Genomic DNA, 18,818 nt, shown 5'->3' on the forward strand with positions numbered 1-18,818 from the left:
GGTTGCGTAACAGACATGCTAGACAAGATGTATGACGAGATATGACGCCGTTACGCTCCTGCAAAGACTGGCCGCACGGAAGTAAAGTCATCTCTTTAGCTATAAACCGTAGCGGACCATTGTAACTCGTAATTTGCACAGCAATTCCTACACAAAAAGACTCCTCACAGAAACAGAGGTAAAGAAAGCGATCAAACAGGGTTTACACGGCGAAAACAACTCCCTGTCAAATAACCCAAATAATGGTGACCAGACGCCACAAAAATACCATATTCCTCAACTAAAGGCGTATCAACTCCCAATTAGCGCAATAATTATTCGCTTGTTGCAGCAGAGAAGTCATAACTCCTTGACAGCCTAATCTGGCGATCTGACCGGCAAGGAGCCCGCAGGAGACTTTGCTGATCATAAACAGCAATCACTTAATAGTAGGGTGTTCCCCCTGGTAGACTAGCCTAACGCTTTCTGCACGGTTCTGCTCACTCCGTTCGTAACCTCATGTCCGGCCCCTTTTGCTGCGCAGTACTTCGTGCTCGCTGCGCGGCTCCCTTCGGAGGTCTGTGGGAGAGGGGAGCAAAACAAGTAAAACGAGGCAGAAAAAAGCAGTCTGATGTGTTTACTCCAGCTAAGTCTATCCGTGAACTAAACCGAGCCGCCAGATATGGGTTATAAAGCAGGAGAGTGAGCTTGCTCTCTGGATTCTCCGTCGCGCAACCTATATTTAACGGGTAACGCAATCTAAATCAGCGAAAATTCGCTAAATCAGCATGGCAACAGTAACAAAGAAAACGACAACGCGGGCGAAGAAAACCACGACCGCCAAAAAGAACGGAACGGCTAAAGGCCTGAAATACAGCGCAGAGCAGTACATAGAGTGGTACACACTCATGTTGCGTATCCGTAGATTTGAAGAACGTGCACTGATGGCCTACGGCCAGCAAAAGATTCGCGGTTTCTGCCACGTGTACATCGGTCAGGAGGCCGTTGCTGCCGGAATGGAGAGTGCAATCACAAAAGATGACGGCATTGTGACGGCTTATCGTCAGCACGGAACGGCCATCGGTCGTGGTGTGTCGATGGACCAGGCAATGGCTGAGCTTTACGGCAAAGAAACCGGCATCGTAAAAGGTAAAGGTGGCTCCATGCACTTCTTCAGCAAAGAGAACAAATACTTTGGCGGCAACGGCATCGTAGGTGCTCAGATTCCGATCGGAACGGGCATTGCAATGGCTGAAAGCTACAAAGGAACCAAGAACCTGTGTGTAACAATGTTTGGCGATGGCGCCAGCCGCCAGGGCGCACTCTGGGAAAGCTGGAATATGGCCATGACCTGGAAGATCCCGGTCCTCTACGTTTGTGAGAACAACGGCTATGCAATGGGAACTTCAGTAGAACGGACCAGTAACGTAACCGACCTCAGCCAGCTGGGTGCCAGCTTCAGCATGCCAAGTAAGAGCGTTGACGGTATGGACCCCGCCGCCGTTCACGAAGCCTTCACCGAAGCCGCTGAACATATTCGCGCAGGCAAAGGACCGTATTACCTGGAAGTGAAAACTTACCGTTACAAAGGTCACTCCGTTTCTGACCCGGCCAAGTACCGCGAAAAGAGCGAACTTCAGGAATATCAGGAGCGTGACCCCATCAAGGTAACCGAAAAACTAATCCTTGAGAACGGCCTTGCTACCGAAGCCGAAATCAAGAAGATCAAAGACGACGTGAAGGCCGAGGTTGCGCAAGCAGCCAAGTTTGCCGAAGAGAGCGACTTCCCTTCTGCCGACACGCTCTACACCGACAACTACTCCGAGCCTTACCCCTTCCTTACCTAATAAGGTGAATGGCGGTAGAAACAACAGCGCAGGAACGAGGTGTTCCGGATTCTTTCTTTCTGCTTCCGCCATTTATTAAAGGCCCGTTTAAAAGCTTCACGATCGCCCTCTTTCCGTCTTCGGGAAGGGGGCGATGTGGTAAGAGCCTCTTTATTCGGCTGAAATCAGAAGGTTTTTCAACGGGATAAACAGAATACCCCGACATTACTTATCTTTGCGCTCGCTTATCGGAGGCCCGTTGAACCGGGCCTTTCTAAATTAAGAGAAAATGGCAAAGAAAAATAACATCGGCCGCCGCCCTCAGGGCACGCCAAGTACCGGTCGCCCCCGCGGCACGTCCGCTCCTGTTCTTGAGGGTGATGAAACCCTAGTAGACCTCGTTGAAGTCCGTGACCAGGGCCTCGATTTTTTTGAACGTAATCGTAACATCATCGTCTTCGGAGCCATCGCCATCGCCCTGCTTGTTGCCGGGTACTTCGTCTATAAGACTTTCGTACAGATCCCTGCTGAGAAAACAGCTATGGCTGAAATGCAACAGGCTCAGATTCAGTTCGAGCGTGACAGTTTCAACCTCGCCCTCGTAAACCCAGGCCAGGGAGGTCTCGGTTTCGTAGACATCGTTGATCAGTACGGCAGCACCAAGGCCGGAAACCTGGCCAACTACTACGCCGCAGTTTCTTACCTCAACGTAGGTAAGTACGAAGCAGCGCTCGACTACGCTAAGTCTTTCGATGCCTCCGGCACCCTGCTCCCCGCAATGAAGTACGGTGTAATCGGAGATGCTGAAAGCGAACTCGGCAACATGGATGCTGCCATCAGCAGCTACCGCAGCGCAGTAGACGCCGCAGGAGACAACTTCGTTACTGCCGGTTACTACCTCAACAAACTTGGACTGCTGCTTCGCAATCAGGGCAAAACCACCGAAGCGCTCGAAGCTTTCAAGCGTCTCAAAACCGACTACGGCCAGAGTCCGGAAGCGGCACAAGCCGACAAGTACATTTCCATGCTGGAAATGGCAAACTAAACAATCAGCCCTGGCCCGATCCAGCGCCCGACTACCTGATTTCAGAAAAAGCCCGCTGCACGATTCCTTATCGTGCAGCGGGCTTTTTCGTTTTATGCAAACCAAATCCGTATCCTGCTGTTGCTTTTCCTGAATCCTGCCGTGTGTCTGTTCCACGGCTAAACCTGATCTCCAAAAGTATGAGCGCTTCTCCTGTCGGTATCGACGACCTGTCCGTTTACGTCCCCCAACTTTACTTCCCGATTGAAGACCTCGCTGCGGCGAGGAACCTCAGCTACCCCAAACTCAGCAAAGGACTCGGGCTGCAGCAAATGGCCATCGCGGACGCCCGTGAAGACGCCGCCACCATGGCCGCCAATGCGGTGCTCGACCTGATGCACAAAAACGATCTGGACCCCAACGACATCGGTCGCCTCTACCTCGGCACCGAATCGGCACTCGACGGAGCCAAACCAACCGCTACTTACGTACTGGAGATGCTACAGGACCACTTCAGCGACAGCCACGGCGGCAACTGCTTCCTTAACTGCGACGTAGTAGACCTCACTTTTGCCTGTATTGGCGCCGTTGATGCACTTCAGAACTCTCTGGAATGGGCAGCGGCTAAAGACGGCCGCATCGGCATTGTAGTAGCAAGCGACGAGGCCAAATACGAAATGAACAGCCCGGGCGAATACACTCAGGGGGCAGGTGCCGTTGCGATGATCGTGAAACAAAACCCGCGCCTACTTGCCATCGATCCCGATTTCGGCGTGGCAACCCGGCCCGCCCACGATTTCTTCAAGCCTAACCGCAAAGTCACCAAGCGCGAAATCATAAATGAGGTCCTCAACCTTCTGCCCGACACTTCTGCGGAAGACTTCGACGTTGACGGGCTTATCGGCAAGCTGTCCGAAGGCCTCGACTGCAACGGCGTGCTGGACTGCAACGAGAACGACCTCTATCTGCACAAGGTCACTCCCGTATTCGATGGTCCGTACAGCAACGAAGCCTACCAGGCCCGCATCCGCGAGGCGTTGCAGGATTACCGCCGCCGCTCGGGTAAAAAAGAAGGTGAGCTCCTGACCGATTTCAGCCACCTGGTCTTTCACCTCCCTTACGCCTTCCAGGCGCGGCGGATGTTCTCAGAAATTTTCATGGAAGAACTCAAGGCCAACGGAGGATGGGTTGACTTCATCCTGAAAAACGAACTGGAAGTACCCTGCGCCGATGATTACTCGGAACGGGAAGAGTACCTGACCAAGTGCACCGATTTCCTTCGCCTGGTCACCAAATCCGAAGATTACAAAGCTTTCGTGAACGAACGCATCGCTCCGGGGGAGTGGGCAAGCTCGCGCGTGGGCAACCTCTACGCAGGTAGCGTTTTCCTGAGCCTGATGAGCACTTTAGAGGCGCTGACGCAGGATGCAAAGAACGTTGAAGGGCAAAGCATCTGTGTCTTCGCCTATGGCAGCGGTTCTAAGTCCAAAGTTTTTGGAGCAACCCTGCAAGCCGGATGGAAAGAAGTCGCTCAACAGTTTGACCTCGAACTCCGCCTCGACCAACGCCAGGCCATTGATTACGCCGCTTACGAACAACTCCACCGTAGCTCGCTGAAAGATAACATTGCCCATTCCGACGGCGGGAGCTTCTTCCTCGCTGATGTCCACGACGAACGGGACGAAACCGAAGGCGTACGCCACTACGGTTACGCTTCGGCCCTCGCGGGAACCTTCACGGCGTAGAGACAAAGAAAAAGCCGGGGCCATTGGCCCCGGCTTCTAATTAATAAGGTTGCAAAAAACGGGAAAATACTCAGTAAGGCTCAGGTGGGTATTCAAGGGATTATAGTGTCTAAATAAAGGGTTTTAGGTGTAAATCATCGGATGACATTCTCTCTGTTTCCGATAGTACAAATATAATACCACTGAAACATTCACACAACTATATGCGTACATTTAATCACAAATAGCACAAACTAACTTTTTTGATTATAAAAATCAATCTTTTTCTTCTCCTTGCTCCTCCAACAGCACCCTGCACCCGCGTCTGCGCCCGCCATCACACGCTGGCCAGTGTATACTCCCCTCAGCTACAGCAGATGATTTTTGACGCGCCATCTTTTCACCTCATGTGACCGAGGGGAGTATAGATAAAGCCGGTTTATCTCCGCAGAATGAAAACATGGACCTGAAAATGAGGTTACTTGCAGAGAGAAAATATCTAACTATGACAGACGCGCCAAAAGACAAAAAGACATCCAAAATGATGACCCTTTTCTACATCATTCTCGGAATCATTTTGCTGACCGTGTTTCTGGAAATGACCGGCATTGCCGACGTTGCCGGCAAACGAGAGCAGCAGGAAATTATTGACCGGCCGCACCAGTAGGATTGTAAACTACGACTTTTACTTTCGTCACGTCGGCCTCTTTAGCCCACATCTTCCATGATAAAGATGGCGTTGTTGTTTAAGTCGTAAAAGCCGAATTCGTTGGTTCCCCAATCGGTCCTCATCCGGAGTTTATCCTGGCCGATGGTTCCCCGCAACACGAATTCCTCGAAGAGAGGTAAAATGCCCTGAACCTGAATGCGCATTACGCCGGCCATTACGGGATCGTCTTCTGTGCCGTGGTGAAGTTGCAGGTGAAACTCCATGTTTTCCCGCTGCATGATGGCGTAACCTTTCTGATCGGCTACGTTTTGAAAACCGGTCTTCTCTTCATACCAGGCAACATCCCGGGCCAGGTCTGAAGAAGCAAGCACAGGAATAGTATTCAGGAATTTAATCATAGCATGTTTTCAGGATAAAACACCTCCCCTGGTACGCGATCGTAGTAGCTCTGGATGGCAGTGGCAACCCGGCAAAAACGTCCTAAGCGGAACGTGTACGTACGGGCCCGGCTCCAACGGATACCAGACCAACGAACGAGCACTGAAGCGGTATTTCCTCTAAGGTTTCAGCAGTTTTGCGTACCGGGCCGGATCGTTGAGTACCGCAATTGCTTCCTGAACTTCTTTGTCGTTCCGTAAGCCCATCTGGACCTCACCACGCTGGTAGTAATAACGGCCGGCGATTTCCTTTTCGATGATGTTGATGATTTCGGCCTTATAGCTCTGGATGGCCTCGAGTTGTTCTTTATCTACCTGGGCTTGAATTGCTTTGAGCTGAGCACTAATATCGTAGCCTTCTTCTTTGGTTGCTTCGAGGGCTTTCTCCAGCGCTTTTTCGGCTTTAGAGGTGTACTCGTAGTCTCCCTTTTGCAGAAAGCCGACGAACTTGTCCCAATCCGTGAAGCGGAAGTCAGCAACGGAGTCGATGGTTGGATGGCTGGTAACCCACTCGTTTACGAAGTCGAAAATGACGTGTTCTTCGAGCAGGCCTTTGGTGATTGCCGTTCCACCGAGAACGGGAAGTTCGATATCCGGGGCAACACCTCCTCCGTCGAGTACTTCGCGGCCGGCACGGGTCTTGAATACGGCGCGTTCGCTGTCGGGGATATCGAACGGCTTACCGTCGCGGTATTCGAGTGCCTGAATACAGCGCAGGCTGGGAATGTAGTATTTGGCCGTGGTGATCTTAACCCGGCTGCCGTAACCGGTTTCCATGATATTCTGGACCAATCCTTTGCCGTAACTCCGCTGGCCGATGAGCACCCCACGGTCGAGATCTTGCAGTGAACCGCTAACGATCTCGGAGGCTGAAGCAGACTTATTGTTGATGAGTACGGCTACGGGCAGTTCCAGGTCCAGGGGATTGCCCTTGGTTTTGTAGCTACGGTCCCATTCGCGCACCTTGCCCTTGGTGGTTACGATCAGTTCGTCCTTCGGGACGAAGATGTTGACGATGTCCACCGCTTCGTTGAGGAGTCCACCGCCGTTGTTTCTCAGGTCGAGTACCACCCCTTTCAATTCTGGGTTTTCGGCGCGCAGCTTGCTAACTGCGTCGCGGACATTCTTCCCGGCCTGTTGGGTGAAGGTCGTCAGCGCAACGTAGCCTACGTTGTTGGCCAGCATTCCGGAATACGGGACATTAGGGATGGAGACGTCTCCACGGAGCAGTTCCAGTTTTTTCTGCCCTACGCCCGGGCGCTCTACCGTCAGCTTCATGGTAGTGCCGGGGAACCCGCGCATTATTTCTTCGAGTTGTTCGCGGTTGTAGCCCGCAGTTTCGCGGCCGTCGATTTCCAGCAGGCGGTCTCCTGTTTTCAGGCCTGCCTCATCGGCAGGCTGGTCTTTAAACAAGACCATAATGGTGGGTAGCCCATCGATGTACTCAATGTCGGCACCAATACCCTGGTACTTTCCGCTTTGCCGCAGACGTGCAAGTTCCACGTCGGTTTCACTGATGTAGTTGGTGTAGGGATCGAGCGAGCTCACCATCGCTTCGATGCCGGTACGCATCAGTTTATTCGGTTCGATGTCGTCTACGTAGTAAGTATTGACTTCTTTATAAACGTTGGTATAGACCTCGATGGCCTTCATTATTTCAAAAAACTTATCGTTTACCGGACTCACCGTAGCGGCAGTAAAAACCATAAAAGCAAGGCCACCAAGTAGGCCGGAAAAAATCTTTTTGCGCGTAGACATGCGGTTTCGTTTAGGGAGGTACTTTATGGTAACGTTTTTAGGCGGAGATAGATTATCAAGGCACCGCCGTGAGGCGGTAAAATGGAAGGAGAGGTTAGTACGTGGGTATCACGATACGTCAGGAGTTCCCTCTTCCTGCACAAGTCGACATTTGCTCCCAACCCCTACCCCACGGGGGAGGGTCTGGTGAAAACGCCAGGCGTTTTGAGGGCAAGATTATCCATGACGAGCCATTTGGGGACTTGTGCAGGCAGGGGGACCGAGGAAACGGGACAGGGGCAGGGAGGTCTGTGCATCTCGTGATGCACACCAATACCAAGTCCACAAATCGTGGACTCTTTTAAAGCCGGCAGGGAAGTCTGTGCATCTCGTGATGCACACCAATACTTCCCACACTCACCTCCTCCTTATCCTCCGGAGCTATACCTTCGTTAATCATGCTGCTCCACCCCTACAACCCCACCTGGCCCGATCACTTCCGCCAAATCGCCGACATCCTGACCGCCGCGGCGGGAGACCATCTGGTGACGATCCACCACATCGGCAGTACCGCCGTGCCCGGCCTGGCCGCAAAACCGATTATTGACATCGATATAGAATTCAGCGGAGAAGAGAAGCTACAACTGATTATCGCCGCGTTGGGGCAGGCAGGCTACTACCACAATGGCGATCAGGGCATCCCGGGTCGGGAAGTTTTCAGGCGCAGAACAGACGTCTCCTTCCACACCGTACTCGACACCATTCCGCACCACCTCTATGCGTGCTCTTCAGACAACGCGGAACTGCACCGCCATCTCCGGTTTCGCGACAGTTTACGGTCAGACGAAAAGGCCCGCGCTACCTACGAAAACATAAAACAGGAAATAGCGACCCTGGCCGGTCAGGAGCGCAAGGCTTATGCCAGGATCAAAGAAGAGCGGGCCAGGGGGTTTATAGAAGCGGTTTTGAAAGAAGGATAAAACCATAATGATCGGCCCTTTTTAGGGTTTAGGCCGGATAAAAAGGAAAAACTCAACCCGGAGCCCCCCCGAACACGTTACCTTAGCTATACCAACAAATAAGCAATGAACGAAGGCCCTCCCGCCTGCCCCATCCCCCGCTGGACGCTTCTGAAACAGGAGCTTCGCAACGTAGGCCCCGCCGAATTCGACGAACTCCTGACCAAAGCTCCCGCCGGTACCGTACTGGACGTACGGGCTCCCGCTGAGTTCGAGGCATTTCACCTGGACGGTGCCGTGAATATGAATTACCTCGGCCCTGATTTTCTGGAGCAGATGGAAGCCCTCGACCCCGACACCGAGTACCTGGTGTATTGCCGGAGCGGTCGCCGCTCCGTGCGGGCCTGCACCCTGATGCGCAATGCGGGCATCAAGAAGCTGGTCCACCTCGACGGAGGCATCAATGCTTACGATGCAGAATAACTCCAACCCATAGAGATGAAATTTTTATTACCTCTGCTCCTGCTAACCCTACTGTGCACCTGCGGCCCCGCCCCCGAAAAGGCCACAAGCCAGGACACCGCAGCGGCACCAGCCCCAGCTTATCAGGACATTTCGCCGGCAGAGTTTGCTGGACGAATCGGTGGAAAGAATACCATTCTTATCGACGTCCGCACCCCCGCGGAAACCGCGGGAGGCATTATTGAAGGAGCAATTGAGATCGATTATCGCTCTCCGGACTTCGAGCAAAAAATAAGCGAACTGGACCCCGACAAAACATTCCTCGTTTACTGTGCCTCCGGTGGCCGGAGCGGTAAAGCCTGCGAGAAACTAAGTGAATTAGGTGCCAGCAAACTCTACAACCTCAAGGGAGGCTACGCAGCCTGGAAGGAGTGAGGTGATACCGAAAAAGCCGGACAAATCCGGATTTAGCGAACAACAGGATTGAGCCTTTTTTTACCCGGTTGTATTCCAATTGAAAACCAGGCCCATGCGTGCGGATCTCCGCCTCTGAACTCGGTCGTGAGGTGGCGTAATCCTCCGCTCAGGCGTAATCCGCGGTAGTCGATCACTCCGTCGAAACCAAGCGTCCCCACCAGCGCATTAGGGTTAATTTTGCCCCGGTAGCGATCGTCCCGGTTAAGCAGGCCACCGCTGAGCGTGGCATCGTATGCTACGAGCTTACCGTTACCGAAAAGGTCGAAGCGGAGCGTTCTTTGTTCATCGATCCGGATGGCCAGCCAGCTGAATTTCAATTCCGGAGCGAGGTTGGTATAGAGCGTTCCCAGCCGTCCGTATACGGCGGGGGTGAAGCTCAGGCGCGGAGACATATCAAAACGCTGGCTCAGTTTGAGTTCGTAGTTCAGAATTACGTCTGGCTTAACTTCGTGTGACCACCCCGGCACCTCGTCGGCAAAAGGCAGTAAATCGTGAAATGCATTCTGTATTTTTCCTCCACCGGCGTATCGGCCCAGGATTCCTGCCGTGAGCTCCCAGCGCAACCCAAACCCCATCTGGTCATCGGTGAAGGACTTCCCCCGGGTGGCGACGAGATAAGACGCAAAGGGGCGATCGTTTTTAAGCAACGACTTCGCCTCAATCCTCTTGGGTGTATAAATGTTTTGAGTCAGCCGCCAGTAGCTTTCCGCAGTGATGGTCCCACCTGCGCGCAAAGGGGTGGAGAACCGTTCGCGTTTACCAAACTCAAAATTGAGCCCACTTGTGAAATACTGGTCGGTTTTGATCGGCAGGTACAAAACGTCATTTGCTACTTTCAGCGTGAAGTAGGTGTGTCCCCAGGTCGATTGACCCGGGAGAGCAAAAGAAAAAACAGCTAAAATGGTTCCAATCAGGAACAATGCTTTTGACATACGTGCGGGAATTAATCACTGGTATGACCCGCTTCACAAAGCTAATATCGTCGGCAGAGGCCGGCACCCGGTAGGGTTACTCAGCAAATGTACGAGGATATGCTGGGTTTTGGATGATATGATAAGCCAAATTTTGATCAACAGGGCCTTGATTTCGACTACCTTTGTACCATGGCTGGCAAACTTTTCCTCATCCCTTCTCCTCTTGGCGACAACGCCCTGCACACGATCCCTCAACCCACGCTGGACGCCATCCTCCCTATTCGTCACTTTGTGGTAGAAACGGGCAAGGTTGCCCGCCGTTTTCTCAAGCAGGTCGGAGTTCCGCTGCAAGAGTGCGAGTATTACGACCTCAACAAAAGGACCGAACCACAGGATTTGCCGGAGATGCTTAGTGCGACGAAGCGCGGGTGCGATGTTGGCTTACTTAGCGACGCCGGTGCCCCCGGAGTTGCTGACCCTGGCGCCAGACTTGTGCTGCTCGCCCATCAAAAGGGTATTCAGGTGGTTCCGCTGATTGGCCCTTCCGCAATTTTGCTCAGCGTTATGGCCTCGGGGCTTAACGGTCAATCATTCACTTTTCATGGTTATCTGAGCCCGAAGCGACCGCAGCTTGCCAAAGACCTCCGCCGGCTCGAGGCCGCCAGCCGTAAAGGCAACACCACCCAACTGTGGATCGAAGCGCCGTACCGTAACCAGGCCACCGTCGAAGTAGCACTGGAGAGTCTTCACCCCGAAACGCTCTTCTCCGTTGCCTGTGACATCACGCTCGAGACAGAATACATCTTCACCGGCCGGGTAAAAGACTGGAAAAAATCGGTAGGAGCAGAATTGCAGAAACGGCCAGCGATGTTCCTTCTTCTTGCTCGCTGAAGTTGAATTCAGGAAGAACACCTTTAAAAATCGTAGCATTTTACGGCTTTGCCGCCCCGGCGGTTGTTGCGCGAGCGGCCTTTGCTCCGGCCTTTTTTACTCCCCCCGAAGTCGTGAACCCGTAGCCCCACGTAAAAGCTCCCGCTGCTCAGTTCCTCCCGCTTCAGGATCATGCCGAAGAGCTCATCGGTACCCAGATACAGCGGGCCCAGACGCAACTGGAGGCCGATGTTAACGCGGTCCCAGTCGTAGATGCCGGCGGTAAGCCCGGCCCCATACCACCATTTGCTGTAATGCGCGGCGGCAATCAGCTGGCTTCCCTGGGTGAGCTGCCGGGCCCGAAACGGAAGGTCTCCGCGGTAAACGGCGGAGAAGGAGACTTCTTCGATCGGCCTTACACTGAACTGAGCACTGATGGCCGTTGGTAGATTTACCGTAAACTCGTCTCCGGCCAGCGAGGTCAGCCCGCCGTCGTACACGGCTTGGCTGAGGCGCTGCAGCGCCTCGTCGGTGTAGTTATCGCTCTCAAAATCATAGTCTTCCCCATCAAGCAGGACATCACCGGTATTGACGAAGCGATGAACTTGTGCTCCGCGGTCGAAAGTGATGCTCCCCATATCCAGAACGGACAAACCTAATGTATAGCGAAACCCGGAGTCTCCTACTGCCCCCCAGGCGTACTGCACGCCCAGATCGACCCCGAACCCGGCACCAGTGGTACCGGTGTTGTCGTACTCCTGCCGGAAGGCGTTCGTGAAGGCGAGTTCTCCGTTGAGGTTACTGATCATTATGCTGTCTCCGCCCAGCTTCTGCAGACTGCTGCCAGCCGGGTTAAAGACCGAAGCGCCTTCTATCCCGAGCAAGTATTTGGGGCTGATGCCCAGTCGTAGTTCTCCGTCGTACCCCACCGCAAAGGCCCGGGAAAGGTGGAGAACAATTTCGCCCCAGGCTGCGGCTGAAGCATAAGTTTCGCGTACGGGAATGTCGGCACCGTTGGCAAAAGCATCGTAAGGATAATAATTGAAGCTGGCATCCAGGCTCCGGGTACTTGCAGCAGCCCTGAGTCGGGTAAACGCCCCCAGCCTGGTAAACTCCCCAACCTGAACGGAAAAGGAAGGCCCGGTTATCTCGGCACTGACGGTGGCATAGACAGACTCCCGCCCTGCGGGGAAATCATAAAAATAAACCTGGTCGTCTATGGCTACCGAGAACTCCGTTTCGCTGTAAGTAAACGTTTCGGCACCGCTGAGCTGACGAAGGAAGGAGAGTCCGGCTGCATTCTTCAGGAAGGTGAAGTTATTGCGAACGTTTACCCCTGCCGCGCTGAGGGTAAAGTCCCAGTCGTAAGGCGAAGCAGAAGTCGATGCCGGCTGCAGAAAAGCTGACGTTACGCCAGCATGAGGATCTGTGACCCAGCCCAGGCCCTGCTGAGCGCTCAGCCTGAGCGTAGCAATAAGAAAGGTGGCAAACAAAACAGTTGCTGCCCGGAATGATAATTTCATGCAAAAGGGAAGTGAAGCAGGTAGAAGAAGAACTTCGGCTTCAGGTATTTCCTGTTGACAACGGTTGATCTTTTGGTATATATTTCATCGGAGAGGAGAAATTTGAGGTCAATCCGATGTTTTTGACGAAACTGTGCACCTGCGGCCGCGCCCATTCTCAGCCAATCTGAGAGAAAGCAGCGCGGCCACAGAAAGCGATTCAAGCGTGGAAATCCCTTTCCCCGGCTCACGAACAACATTGCTTTTTAGTTCATCAGCGAGATCCCGTTTTCCATGTCGATGTGAATCACCCGTTCCGTTTCTGCCCGGTCATAGATGTCTTCGCTGGAGTTTTCAAGGCGTAGTACACCCCGCGGACAAACAGCAGAACAAACCCCGCAGCCAACACAACTGGCACGAACAATATCCTGCCCCTTCTGCGCGTAAGCACGCACATCGATCCCCATTTCACAGTGGGTGGAGCAATTACCGCAGCTAATACACTGGCTACCGTTGGTCGTGATCCGGAAGCGGCTCTGGAACTTCTGCACAAGGCCGAGGTAGGCCGCCAGCGGACAGCCGAAGCGGCACCAAACGCGGTTGCCCATCAGCGGGTAGAAGCCCGTGCCGACCACGCCGGCGAAGCCGGCACCAATCAGGAAGCCGTACCACTTTTGTACATTGCCGGTGCTGGCGAACAGGTAGTTGTCGCCACCAAAGGTCATGTAGTAAATGTTAAGCGCGATCATGCCGACGCCGAAGGCGACGCCCAGGCTGAGGCCCAGTTTGGAGATCGTCAGGCGGCTTTTTTGGTAAGCCACCAGCGCTACGGCCATTGCGATGGCCAGCAGGGCGGAAAAGATGATCAGGAAGCTCGTCCGGTTAATCCAATAATCGTCGTTAGGAAGGAAGGAATAGATCGTGGCCGCCGTCATCAGGATGGCGAAAATGAGTACGCCGTGAATGATGTAGCGCTCGAACTTCCAGGCCCGCAGGCTCTTGTCCGACAGTTGCCGCCAGGGGTCTCCCATCGTCTCGGCCAGGCCACCGCAGCCACAAACCCAGCTACAGTACCAACGCTTGCCCACCAGGTGCACCATCAGCGGTACCCCGACGATAACCAGAATGATGCCCCAGAAAAGCATGAACATGCCCAGCGAGCCGGGATTGTCGATAAAACCATCGATCGACCAACTGTGGAAAAAGTCGTAATCCAGCGGCCAGATGTTTTTCATGTCCTGAAACGGCAGGGTGGCTTTGTCTCCATGCCAGCCTTTATTGAGCGCAAGCAGGATTTCGGGAATCATAAAGGCAAAGGAAAGCTGGAAGAACATCACGGAAATGGTCCGGATGATCTGGTATTTGTTGTGGCGATATTTGGAGATCATCCGAACCCCCATCACGAGCATAATAAAGGTGTACATTAGTCCGTACAAGAACCATTTGCCCGCTTCGCCGCCTTCGTTGTATCCACTGAAGTACTGGTATATTCCTTCGCTTATCGGGCTCACCATGTGTACCCAGGCCACCACGTGCTGATCCGCCCAGTAGAGCAGCACGTAGAAAGCGATGAAGTAGGTGCCGGCCAGGATGCCGAGCCAACCGCTGTAGTCTTCCGGCCCCGCGTCGCGCGCGTCGCGCCCCCAGCTGTGGTGCACAAACAATACCAGACCGATGATGGCAAGCCCGATTGCAGCGGTAATGGCGGGCCATACGAGCTTATCGTCCATGTAGTAAAAGCCGTAGACCAGGATGCCCACTACCGTCAGCGTAAGAAAGACGCTGCGCCAGCTCAGGTCCAGCCCCCGCGTAAGCTGGTTGTGGAAAATATGGTCATTTTTGATGCCTGGCTGTGCCGAAAATTTTGGGATAATGTACAGCAGACCGCCCAGCGCTCCCAGCCCGAAGGTGAGCAGAAAAAACAGCCAGGGGTTACTTTCCACCGGCCCTGTGGCGGCATTTTTGATCCAGCCTGCGGCATTGTTTTTCAGCTTCCAGTCGGGCAGTTCTACCTGCCACATCTGCACCAAAGCGGGTTCGCCTTCCTCGTTCGTTTTGGGGTTACCCTCACCGTCGACATCCTGCGGCAGCCCTTCGGTTTCGTAATATTCTTTTACCCGGGCCTGAGCGGTGGCGTAGGTTTGCTTCAGCTTTTTCTCGGAGGCGAAGGTGGTACCGAAAGTTTCAGAAAAAAGCCCGGTTTCTTCGCCGGCGATTTTGAGGTGTGCCTGGTGAAAGGCCGCTGCGTCCTGTTGCCAGTAATTGGCATCTTCGCCTGCGGCGAAGGGTGTCAGAATTTGTTCTTCGTTGAACTTGTAGTCGTCGAGGCCAAGCATAGCCGTAAAAACCAGCAGAGAGATGGCGAACAGCCCGAGACCGATGTACTGCAGGACGGATTTTTTGGTAGATGTGGTTGGCATTATCTTATGGTTGAGCGCATGCAGCGCGATTTAGTAAATTATGGTGTCGATTATTGCGCTACAAGCGCTCGACCCATTATGTACTTACGGCTTTGCGTAAAAACCGAATCGCGGCTGAAAGCCCTCGTTTCGTCTTCAGTTCCAGTTTTGTACCCTCCTGTTGGTTGTAAAGATTCACGACATCCTGCTCGTACTGTTTGTAAAACTCAGGATCGAAGTTGGCAAGACCGAGGTTCTGCAGGACCTCCTCAATGTGCGTTTCGGTGGCAATCCATTTCTCACACACTTCGTGGCGGTAGCGGATTCCCATCAGGTTAAAGCCGCGTACCGCTTTGGTGCTTGCTTCGTAGTTGATCCGTACGGCGTGCTCACCGTCTTCGTGCTCCCAATAAAGGGATGCCAGTCCCTCGCGGCCGTGAGCAGGCACCTCTCCGTACACCTGGTATTCCAGGTCGATGAATTTGGCGGAGTTGAACCAAATACCTGGGTCGTATTCCACCGGTTTATTCAGAATATTGTAGGCTACCGTCTCGCCCATCATCCGGCCGGTGTACCAAATAGCTTCGATGTTCCGCCGGCCTTCGCGCGGTGTTCTTAGCTCGGCACAATCTCCGATGGCGTAGATGTTCGGCACGGAGGTGCGGAGGTTATTATCTACCTTGATGCCCCGCCCAAGCTCGATCGATTCTTCGCTTTTCAGAAAACTTACGTTAGGGCTCACACCCGCGGTGAGCCCAACAAACTGACAGTCGATTTTTTCACCATCTTTGGTGGTCACGCTGCCCGCTGCCCCTTTCCCATCATCGTGGATGGTGTCGAGCTCTGTGTTCTCCCGCAGGTCGATGTGATGGCTTTTGATGTGCCGGCTCACCATTCTGCTTTCTTCAGGGGGCAGGGCGTTGCTCCAGTAAGAACCTTCCCGAATCAGTAGCGAAACGGGAATTTGCCGACTGTGAAGCATTTCCGCCAGCTCAATCCCGATCAGTCCGCCCCCCACAACGACGGCCTTTTTGATTTCGGGCGTAATTTCTTCGAGGTACTGAAGATCCTGAGCTGAGACCATTCCCCCTACCCGTTCCAGGTCCTGCCCCGGCCAGCCGAACTTATTCCATTTGCTTCCGCAGGCGATCACCAGGTGATCGTACAGCATAGTGGTACCGTCGGCAAACTCCAGTTTATTATCGGCGGCATGGACGCGCTCGACGTAATTCCTCTCGAGATCAATACGGTTTTTCTCCCAGAAAAAAGGCTCGTAGGGCATCAGGTCTTCCCAGCGCATATGGCCCATATAGGCGTACATGAGTGCAGTACGAGAAAAATGAAACTCGGTTTCAGCAGAGATGATGGTGATTCGGACGGCGTCGTCGAGTTTGCGCAGCCAGCGGGCGGCACTCACTCCGGCGATGCCGTTGCCGATGATGGCTACGTGCATAACTATGGTGGGTTCTTGTTGCAAAGAATGGTTCTGCAAACTACGCATTTAAGCAGAGTTTGTTGCCGGACACGACGAGGTCTTGTCGGGAAAGGACGTTTGCCCCCTCACTATTGTCATATTGCGACGCTGTTTTTCCAGTTTGCACCTACCCATCGTTTCATACAGGCGCAAGAGAATTTGGGCGCAAACGCAGGTGCAGTAAAAGTTATGAAGGAGCAGGCCTCTTCGTCGAAAAAAATGGGACGCTCGTCCAAAGACACCTTCTGTACCACCTCAACCAGCCCTACTTTAGATCAATAAACCTAAGCATTCATCATCCATTATCATCATGAAACCACGCTACCTCCTCCTGCTTGCTCTGCTGGCCTGCGGCTTCTCCGCCTGCACAACCGACTATACTACCAATACCTCCCACATCTCCCCCCTGCCGGAAGGCGAACTCATGAACGCCGCTTCCTTCGCCGAACTCGCTTCCGGCCTTGAAGAACTCGGCCTTTTCGACGCAACTGCGATGGCGGACGAACCTCTCGCTGTAGAAGACCTTCGCATTTACCTACACGAAAATGAGCTTACTGCAGATTTCCTGTCCGACAGCGGCAACGAAGAGACCGACCTTACGCTGGAAGAAATTATGGCCCTGCGCCCTGCACGTAACTGGAGCAGTTCCGTTACCCTCTCATATTCGAAAGAGGGCGCCGAACGATTACAACGCTGGCTCACCGATAACTTCACCGGTAGTACACACATAGACTTGCGCTTCATCGTTTCCGCAAACAAACAGGAAATCATCGTTCGAGGAATAGAACCCTCCGCCGCAGATTTCGAGCAGTTTCCGGAAGTGCCTCTTTTCAATTTCTAGTGCTCGAAGGCATCATAAACGAACACGGAGCCGCAGACAAATTGTCTGTGGCTCCGTGATAACATAGTTCAAATTAAAGAAGCGCCCTCAGAGTGGGCTGTGGCAGAACCTGCTACGCTGCTCTCAGCATTTCCAACATACCGCCTTCCAGTTTGGACTTGGCGTAGGCACGGTCGATGGTAAAGTGCTTCACGTCCTTCATTCCTGGCATTTCGAACATCGCATCGGTCATTACTGCCTCACAGATAGAACGCAGGCCACGGGCACCCAGCTCATACTCCAGTGCAGTTTCGGCCAGGTACTCAATTACGTCGGGCGCAAAGGTCAGGTTGATGCCCTCAAGCCGGAACAAGTGCTGGTACTGTTTCAGCAGGCTGTTTTTCGGTTCCGTCAGGATAGACTTCATGGCTTCCAGGTCGAGTGGCTTGAGGTAAGTTACTACCGGCAGGCGACCAATCAACTCGGGGATCATACCGAAACGACGGATGTCTTTGTGAGAGACGTACTTGAGCAGGTCTTCCTCCTCAATGCGTTCGTCTTTATTGCTGCCAAAGCCGATTACCTTGCTGTTCATCCTCCGGGCAATCACTTTTTCGATGCCATCGAATGCTCCGCCACAGATGAAGAGGATGTTTTCGGTATTCACCTTCACCAGCTTCTGCTCAGGGTGCTTGCGGCCTCCCTGGGGTGGAACCATCACGTCGGTCCCTTCCAGCATTTTCAGCATAGCCTGCTGTACGCCTTCGCCGCTCACATCACGCGTGATGCTTGGGTTGTCAGATTTACGGGCAACCTTGTCCATCTCATCGATGTAAACGATACCACGCTGGGCGCTTTCCACATCATAGTTACACACCTGTAGAAGCCGGCTGAGAATAGACTCGACGTCTTCACCTACGTAGCCCGCCTGGGTAAACACGGTGGCATCTACGATAGAGAATGGGACATCGAGGAACTTAGCAATCGTCTTGGCAAGCAGCGTCTTTCCGGTACCGGTACGACCAACGAGCAGAATGTTGCTCTTCTCGATCTGTACTTCGTCTCCGATTTCGGCGGGGTGCATCAAACGCTTGTAGTGGTTATAGACAGCAACGGAGATGATTTTCTTCGCCTGGTGCTGACCAATCACATACTGATCGAGATGCTTCTTGATGTCGCGGGGAGTGATGTTCTTAGGAAGTTTGAACTCTTTTGTTGTCTCTTCCGCTTCTGGCTGCACAGCGGCTGGCATCATGCCTCCGTATAGCTCTTCAGCAACGATTTCCTGTGCTTGTTCAACACAAATTTCACAGATGTGAGAACTCAGGCCTGCTACGAGCACCAGGGCCTCGCCTTTGTCGCGGCCGCAAAAGGAGCAATGTACCTCCTGTCTTTTTCCTCGCATCATAGGAGTAGTAATTTAGTAGTGATGTTTGATAGCGTTGCTACCATGCGTTGGAGGTGACTCCACGCCACCGAATAAGAGAAAGAAGCCGCTCCGGAACAGTCGCCGTTGGCGGGTCTCGGAGCGGCTTCGGGGTGCG

16 protein-coding genes are annotated in these 18,818 nt (G+C 53.3%); 9 read left to right on the plus strand and 7 right to left on the minus strand.

Annotated features, from left to right (window positions below):
* Positions 1 to 767: 767 nt before the first annotated feature.
* The 4 genes from pdhA (at position 768) to FUA23_RS22390 (ending at position 5,220) form a co-directional block, all read left to right on the plus strand.
* Positions 768 to 1,826 (plus strand): pyruvate dehydrogenase (acetyl-transferring) E1 component subunit alpha, encoded by a 1,059-nt coding sequence (pdhA, locus tag FUA23_RS15415; protein WP_147931655.1) that lies wholly within the window; start codon positions 768 to 770, stop codon positions 1,824 to 1,826.
* Positions 1,827 to 2,094: 268 nt separating this feature from the next.
* Complete coding sequence (locus FUA23_RS15420; protein WP_147931656.1) at positions 2,095 to 2,850, plus strand: tetratricopeptide repeat protein; 756 nt, start codon at positions 2,095 to 2,097, stop codon at positions 2,848 to 2,850.
* Between the two features lie 179 nt (positions 2,851 to 3,029).
* Complete coding sequence (locus FUA23_RS15425) at positions 3,030 to 4,574, plus strand: hydroxymethylglutaryl-CoA synthase family protein (protein WP_147931657.1); 1,545 nt, start codon at positions 3,030 to 3,032, stop codon at positions 4,572 to 4,574.
* Between the two features lie 484 nt (positions 4,575 to 5,058).
* Positions 5,059 to 5,220, plus strand: a complete 162-nt coding sequence (locus FUA23_RS22390; RefSeq protein WP_187271084.1) for a hypothetical protein — start codon at positions 5,059 to 5,061, stop codon at positions 5,218 to 5,220.
* Positions 5,221 to 5,261: 41 nt separating this feature from the next.
* On the opposite strand, the gene FUA23_RS15430 is transcribed toward FUA23_RS22390, so the two are convergent.
* Both FUA23_RS15430 and FUA23_RS15435 read right to left on the minus strand, forming a co-directional pair.
* Positions 5,262 to 5,621 carry a VOC family protein gene (locus FUA23_RS15430; RefSeq protein ID WP_147931658.1) on the minus strand — a complete coding sequence of 120 codons (360 nt, stop codon included), beginning with the start codon at positions 5,619 to 5,621 and terminating at the stop codon, positions 5,262 to 5,264.
* 159 nt (positions 5,622 to 5,780) lie between these two features.
* Positions 5,781 to 7,418 carry a S41 family peptidase gene (locus FUA23_RS15435; protein WP_246144255.1) on the minus strand — a complete coding sequence of 546 codons (1,638 nt, stop codon included), beginning with the start codon at positions 7,416 to 7,418 and terminating at the stop codon, positions 5,781 to 5,783.
* Between the two features lie 437 nt (positions 7,419 to 7,855).
* On the opposite strand from FUA23_RS15435, the gene FUA23_RS15440 reads away from it, so the two are divergent.
* The 3 genes from FUA23_RS15440 to FUA23_RS15450 all read left to right on the plus strand — a co-directional run bounded on the left by FUA23_RS15440 (position 7,856) and on the right by FUA23_RS15450 (position 9,253).
* Positions 7,856 to 8,377: a GrpB family protein gene (locus tag FUA23_RS15440; RefSeq protein ID WP_147931659.1), complete on the plus strand. Its 522-nt coding sequence runs from the start codon at positions 7,856 to 7,858 to the stop codon at positions 8,375 to 8,377.
* Positions 8,378 to 8,482: 105 nt separating this feature from the next.
* Positions 8,483 to 8,839, plus strand: coding sequence for a rhodanese-like domain-containing protein (locus tag FUA23_RS15445; protein WP_147931660.1), 357 nt, complete (start codon positions 8,483 to 8,485; stop codon positions 8,837 to 8,839).
* Between the two features lie 15 nt (positions 8,840 to 8,854).
* Positions 8,855 to 9,253, plus strand: coding sequence for a rhodanese-like domain-containing protein (locus FUA23_RS15450; protein ID WP_147931661.1), 399 nt, complete (start codon positions 8,855 to 8,857; stop codon positions 9,251 to 9,253).
* 32 nt (positions 9,254 to 9,285) lie between these two features.
* On the opposite strand, the gene FUA23_RS15455 is transcribed toward FUA23_RS15450, so the two are convergent.
* Positions 9,286 to 10,227, minus strand: a complete 942-nt coding sequence (locus tag FUA23_RS15455; RefSeq protein ID WP_147931662.1) for a lipid A-modifier LpxR family protein — start codon at positions 10,225 to 10,227, stop codon at positions 9,286 to 9,288.
* Between the two features lie 171 nt (positions 10,228 to 10,398).
* Between FUA23_RS15455 and FUA23_RS15460 the strand changes: the two genes are divergently transcribed.
* Positions 10,399 to 11,100, plus strand: coding sequence for an SAM-dependent methyltransferase (locus FUA23_RS15460; RefSeq protein WP_147931663.1), 702 nt, complete (start codon positions 10,399 to 10,401; stop codon positions 11,098 to 11,100).
* 23 nt (positions 11,101 to 11,123) lie between these two features.
* Here the strand turns inward: FUA23_RS15460 and FUA23_RS15465 are convergent, their stop codons facing one another.
* From FUA23_RS15465 to FUA23_RS15480, 3 genes are all read right to left on the minus strand, one after another.
* Positions 11,124 to 12,602 (minus strand): DUF5723 family protein, encoded by a 1,479-nt coding sequence (locus FUA23_RS15465; RefSeq protein ID WP_147931664.1) that lies wholly within the window; start codon positions 12,600 to 12,602, stop codon positions 11,124 to 11,126.
* A 245-nt stretch (positions 12,603 to 12,847) separates the two neighbouring features.
* Entirely contained in the window at positions 12,848 to 15,001 is a 2,154-nt protein-coding gene (locus FUA23_RS22585) for a 4Fe-4S binding protein (protein ID WP_222707044.1), read from the minus strand.
* Positions 15,002 to 15,077: 76 nt separating this feature from the next.
* Positions 15,078 to 16,481: an NAD(P)/FAD-dependent oxidoreductase gene (locus FUA23_RS15480; protein WP_246144256.1), complete on the minus strand. Its 1,404-nt coding sequence runs from the start codon at positions 16,479 to 16,481 to the stop codon at positions 15,078 to 15,080.
* A 283-nt stretch (positions 16,482 to 16,764) separates the two neighbouring features.
* Here FUA23_RS15480 and FUA23_RS15485 point away from each other — a divergent pair, with 283 nt between their 5' ends.
* Positions 16,765 to 17,295, plus strand: coding sequence for a hypothetical protein (locus FUA23_RS15485; protein ID WP_147931665.1), 531 nt, complete (start codon positions 16,765 to 16,767; stop codon positions 17,293 to 17,295).
* 112 nt (positions 17,296 to 17,407) lie between these two features.
* On the opposite strand, the gene clpX is transcribed toward FUA23_RS15485, so the two are convergent.
* The gene (gene clpX, locus FUA23_RS15490) at positions 17,408 to 18,679 is read right to left on the minus strand and encodes an ATP-dependent Clp protease ATP-binding subunit ClpX (RefSeq protein WP_147931724.1); all 1,272 of its coding nucleotides are present in this window, start codon (positions 18,677 to 18,679) and stop codon (positions 17,408 to 17,410) included.
* Positions 18,680 to 18,818 lie beyond the last annotated feature (139 nt).

This window comes from Neolewinella aurantiaca, from assembly GCF_008014675.1.
Lineage (GTDB): Bacteria > Bacteroidota > Bacteroidia > Chitinophagales > Saprospiraceae > Neolewinella > Neolewinella aurantiaca.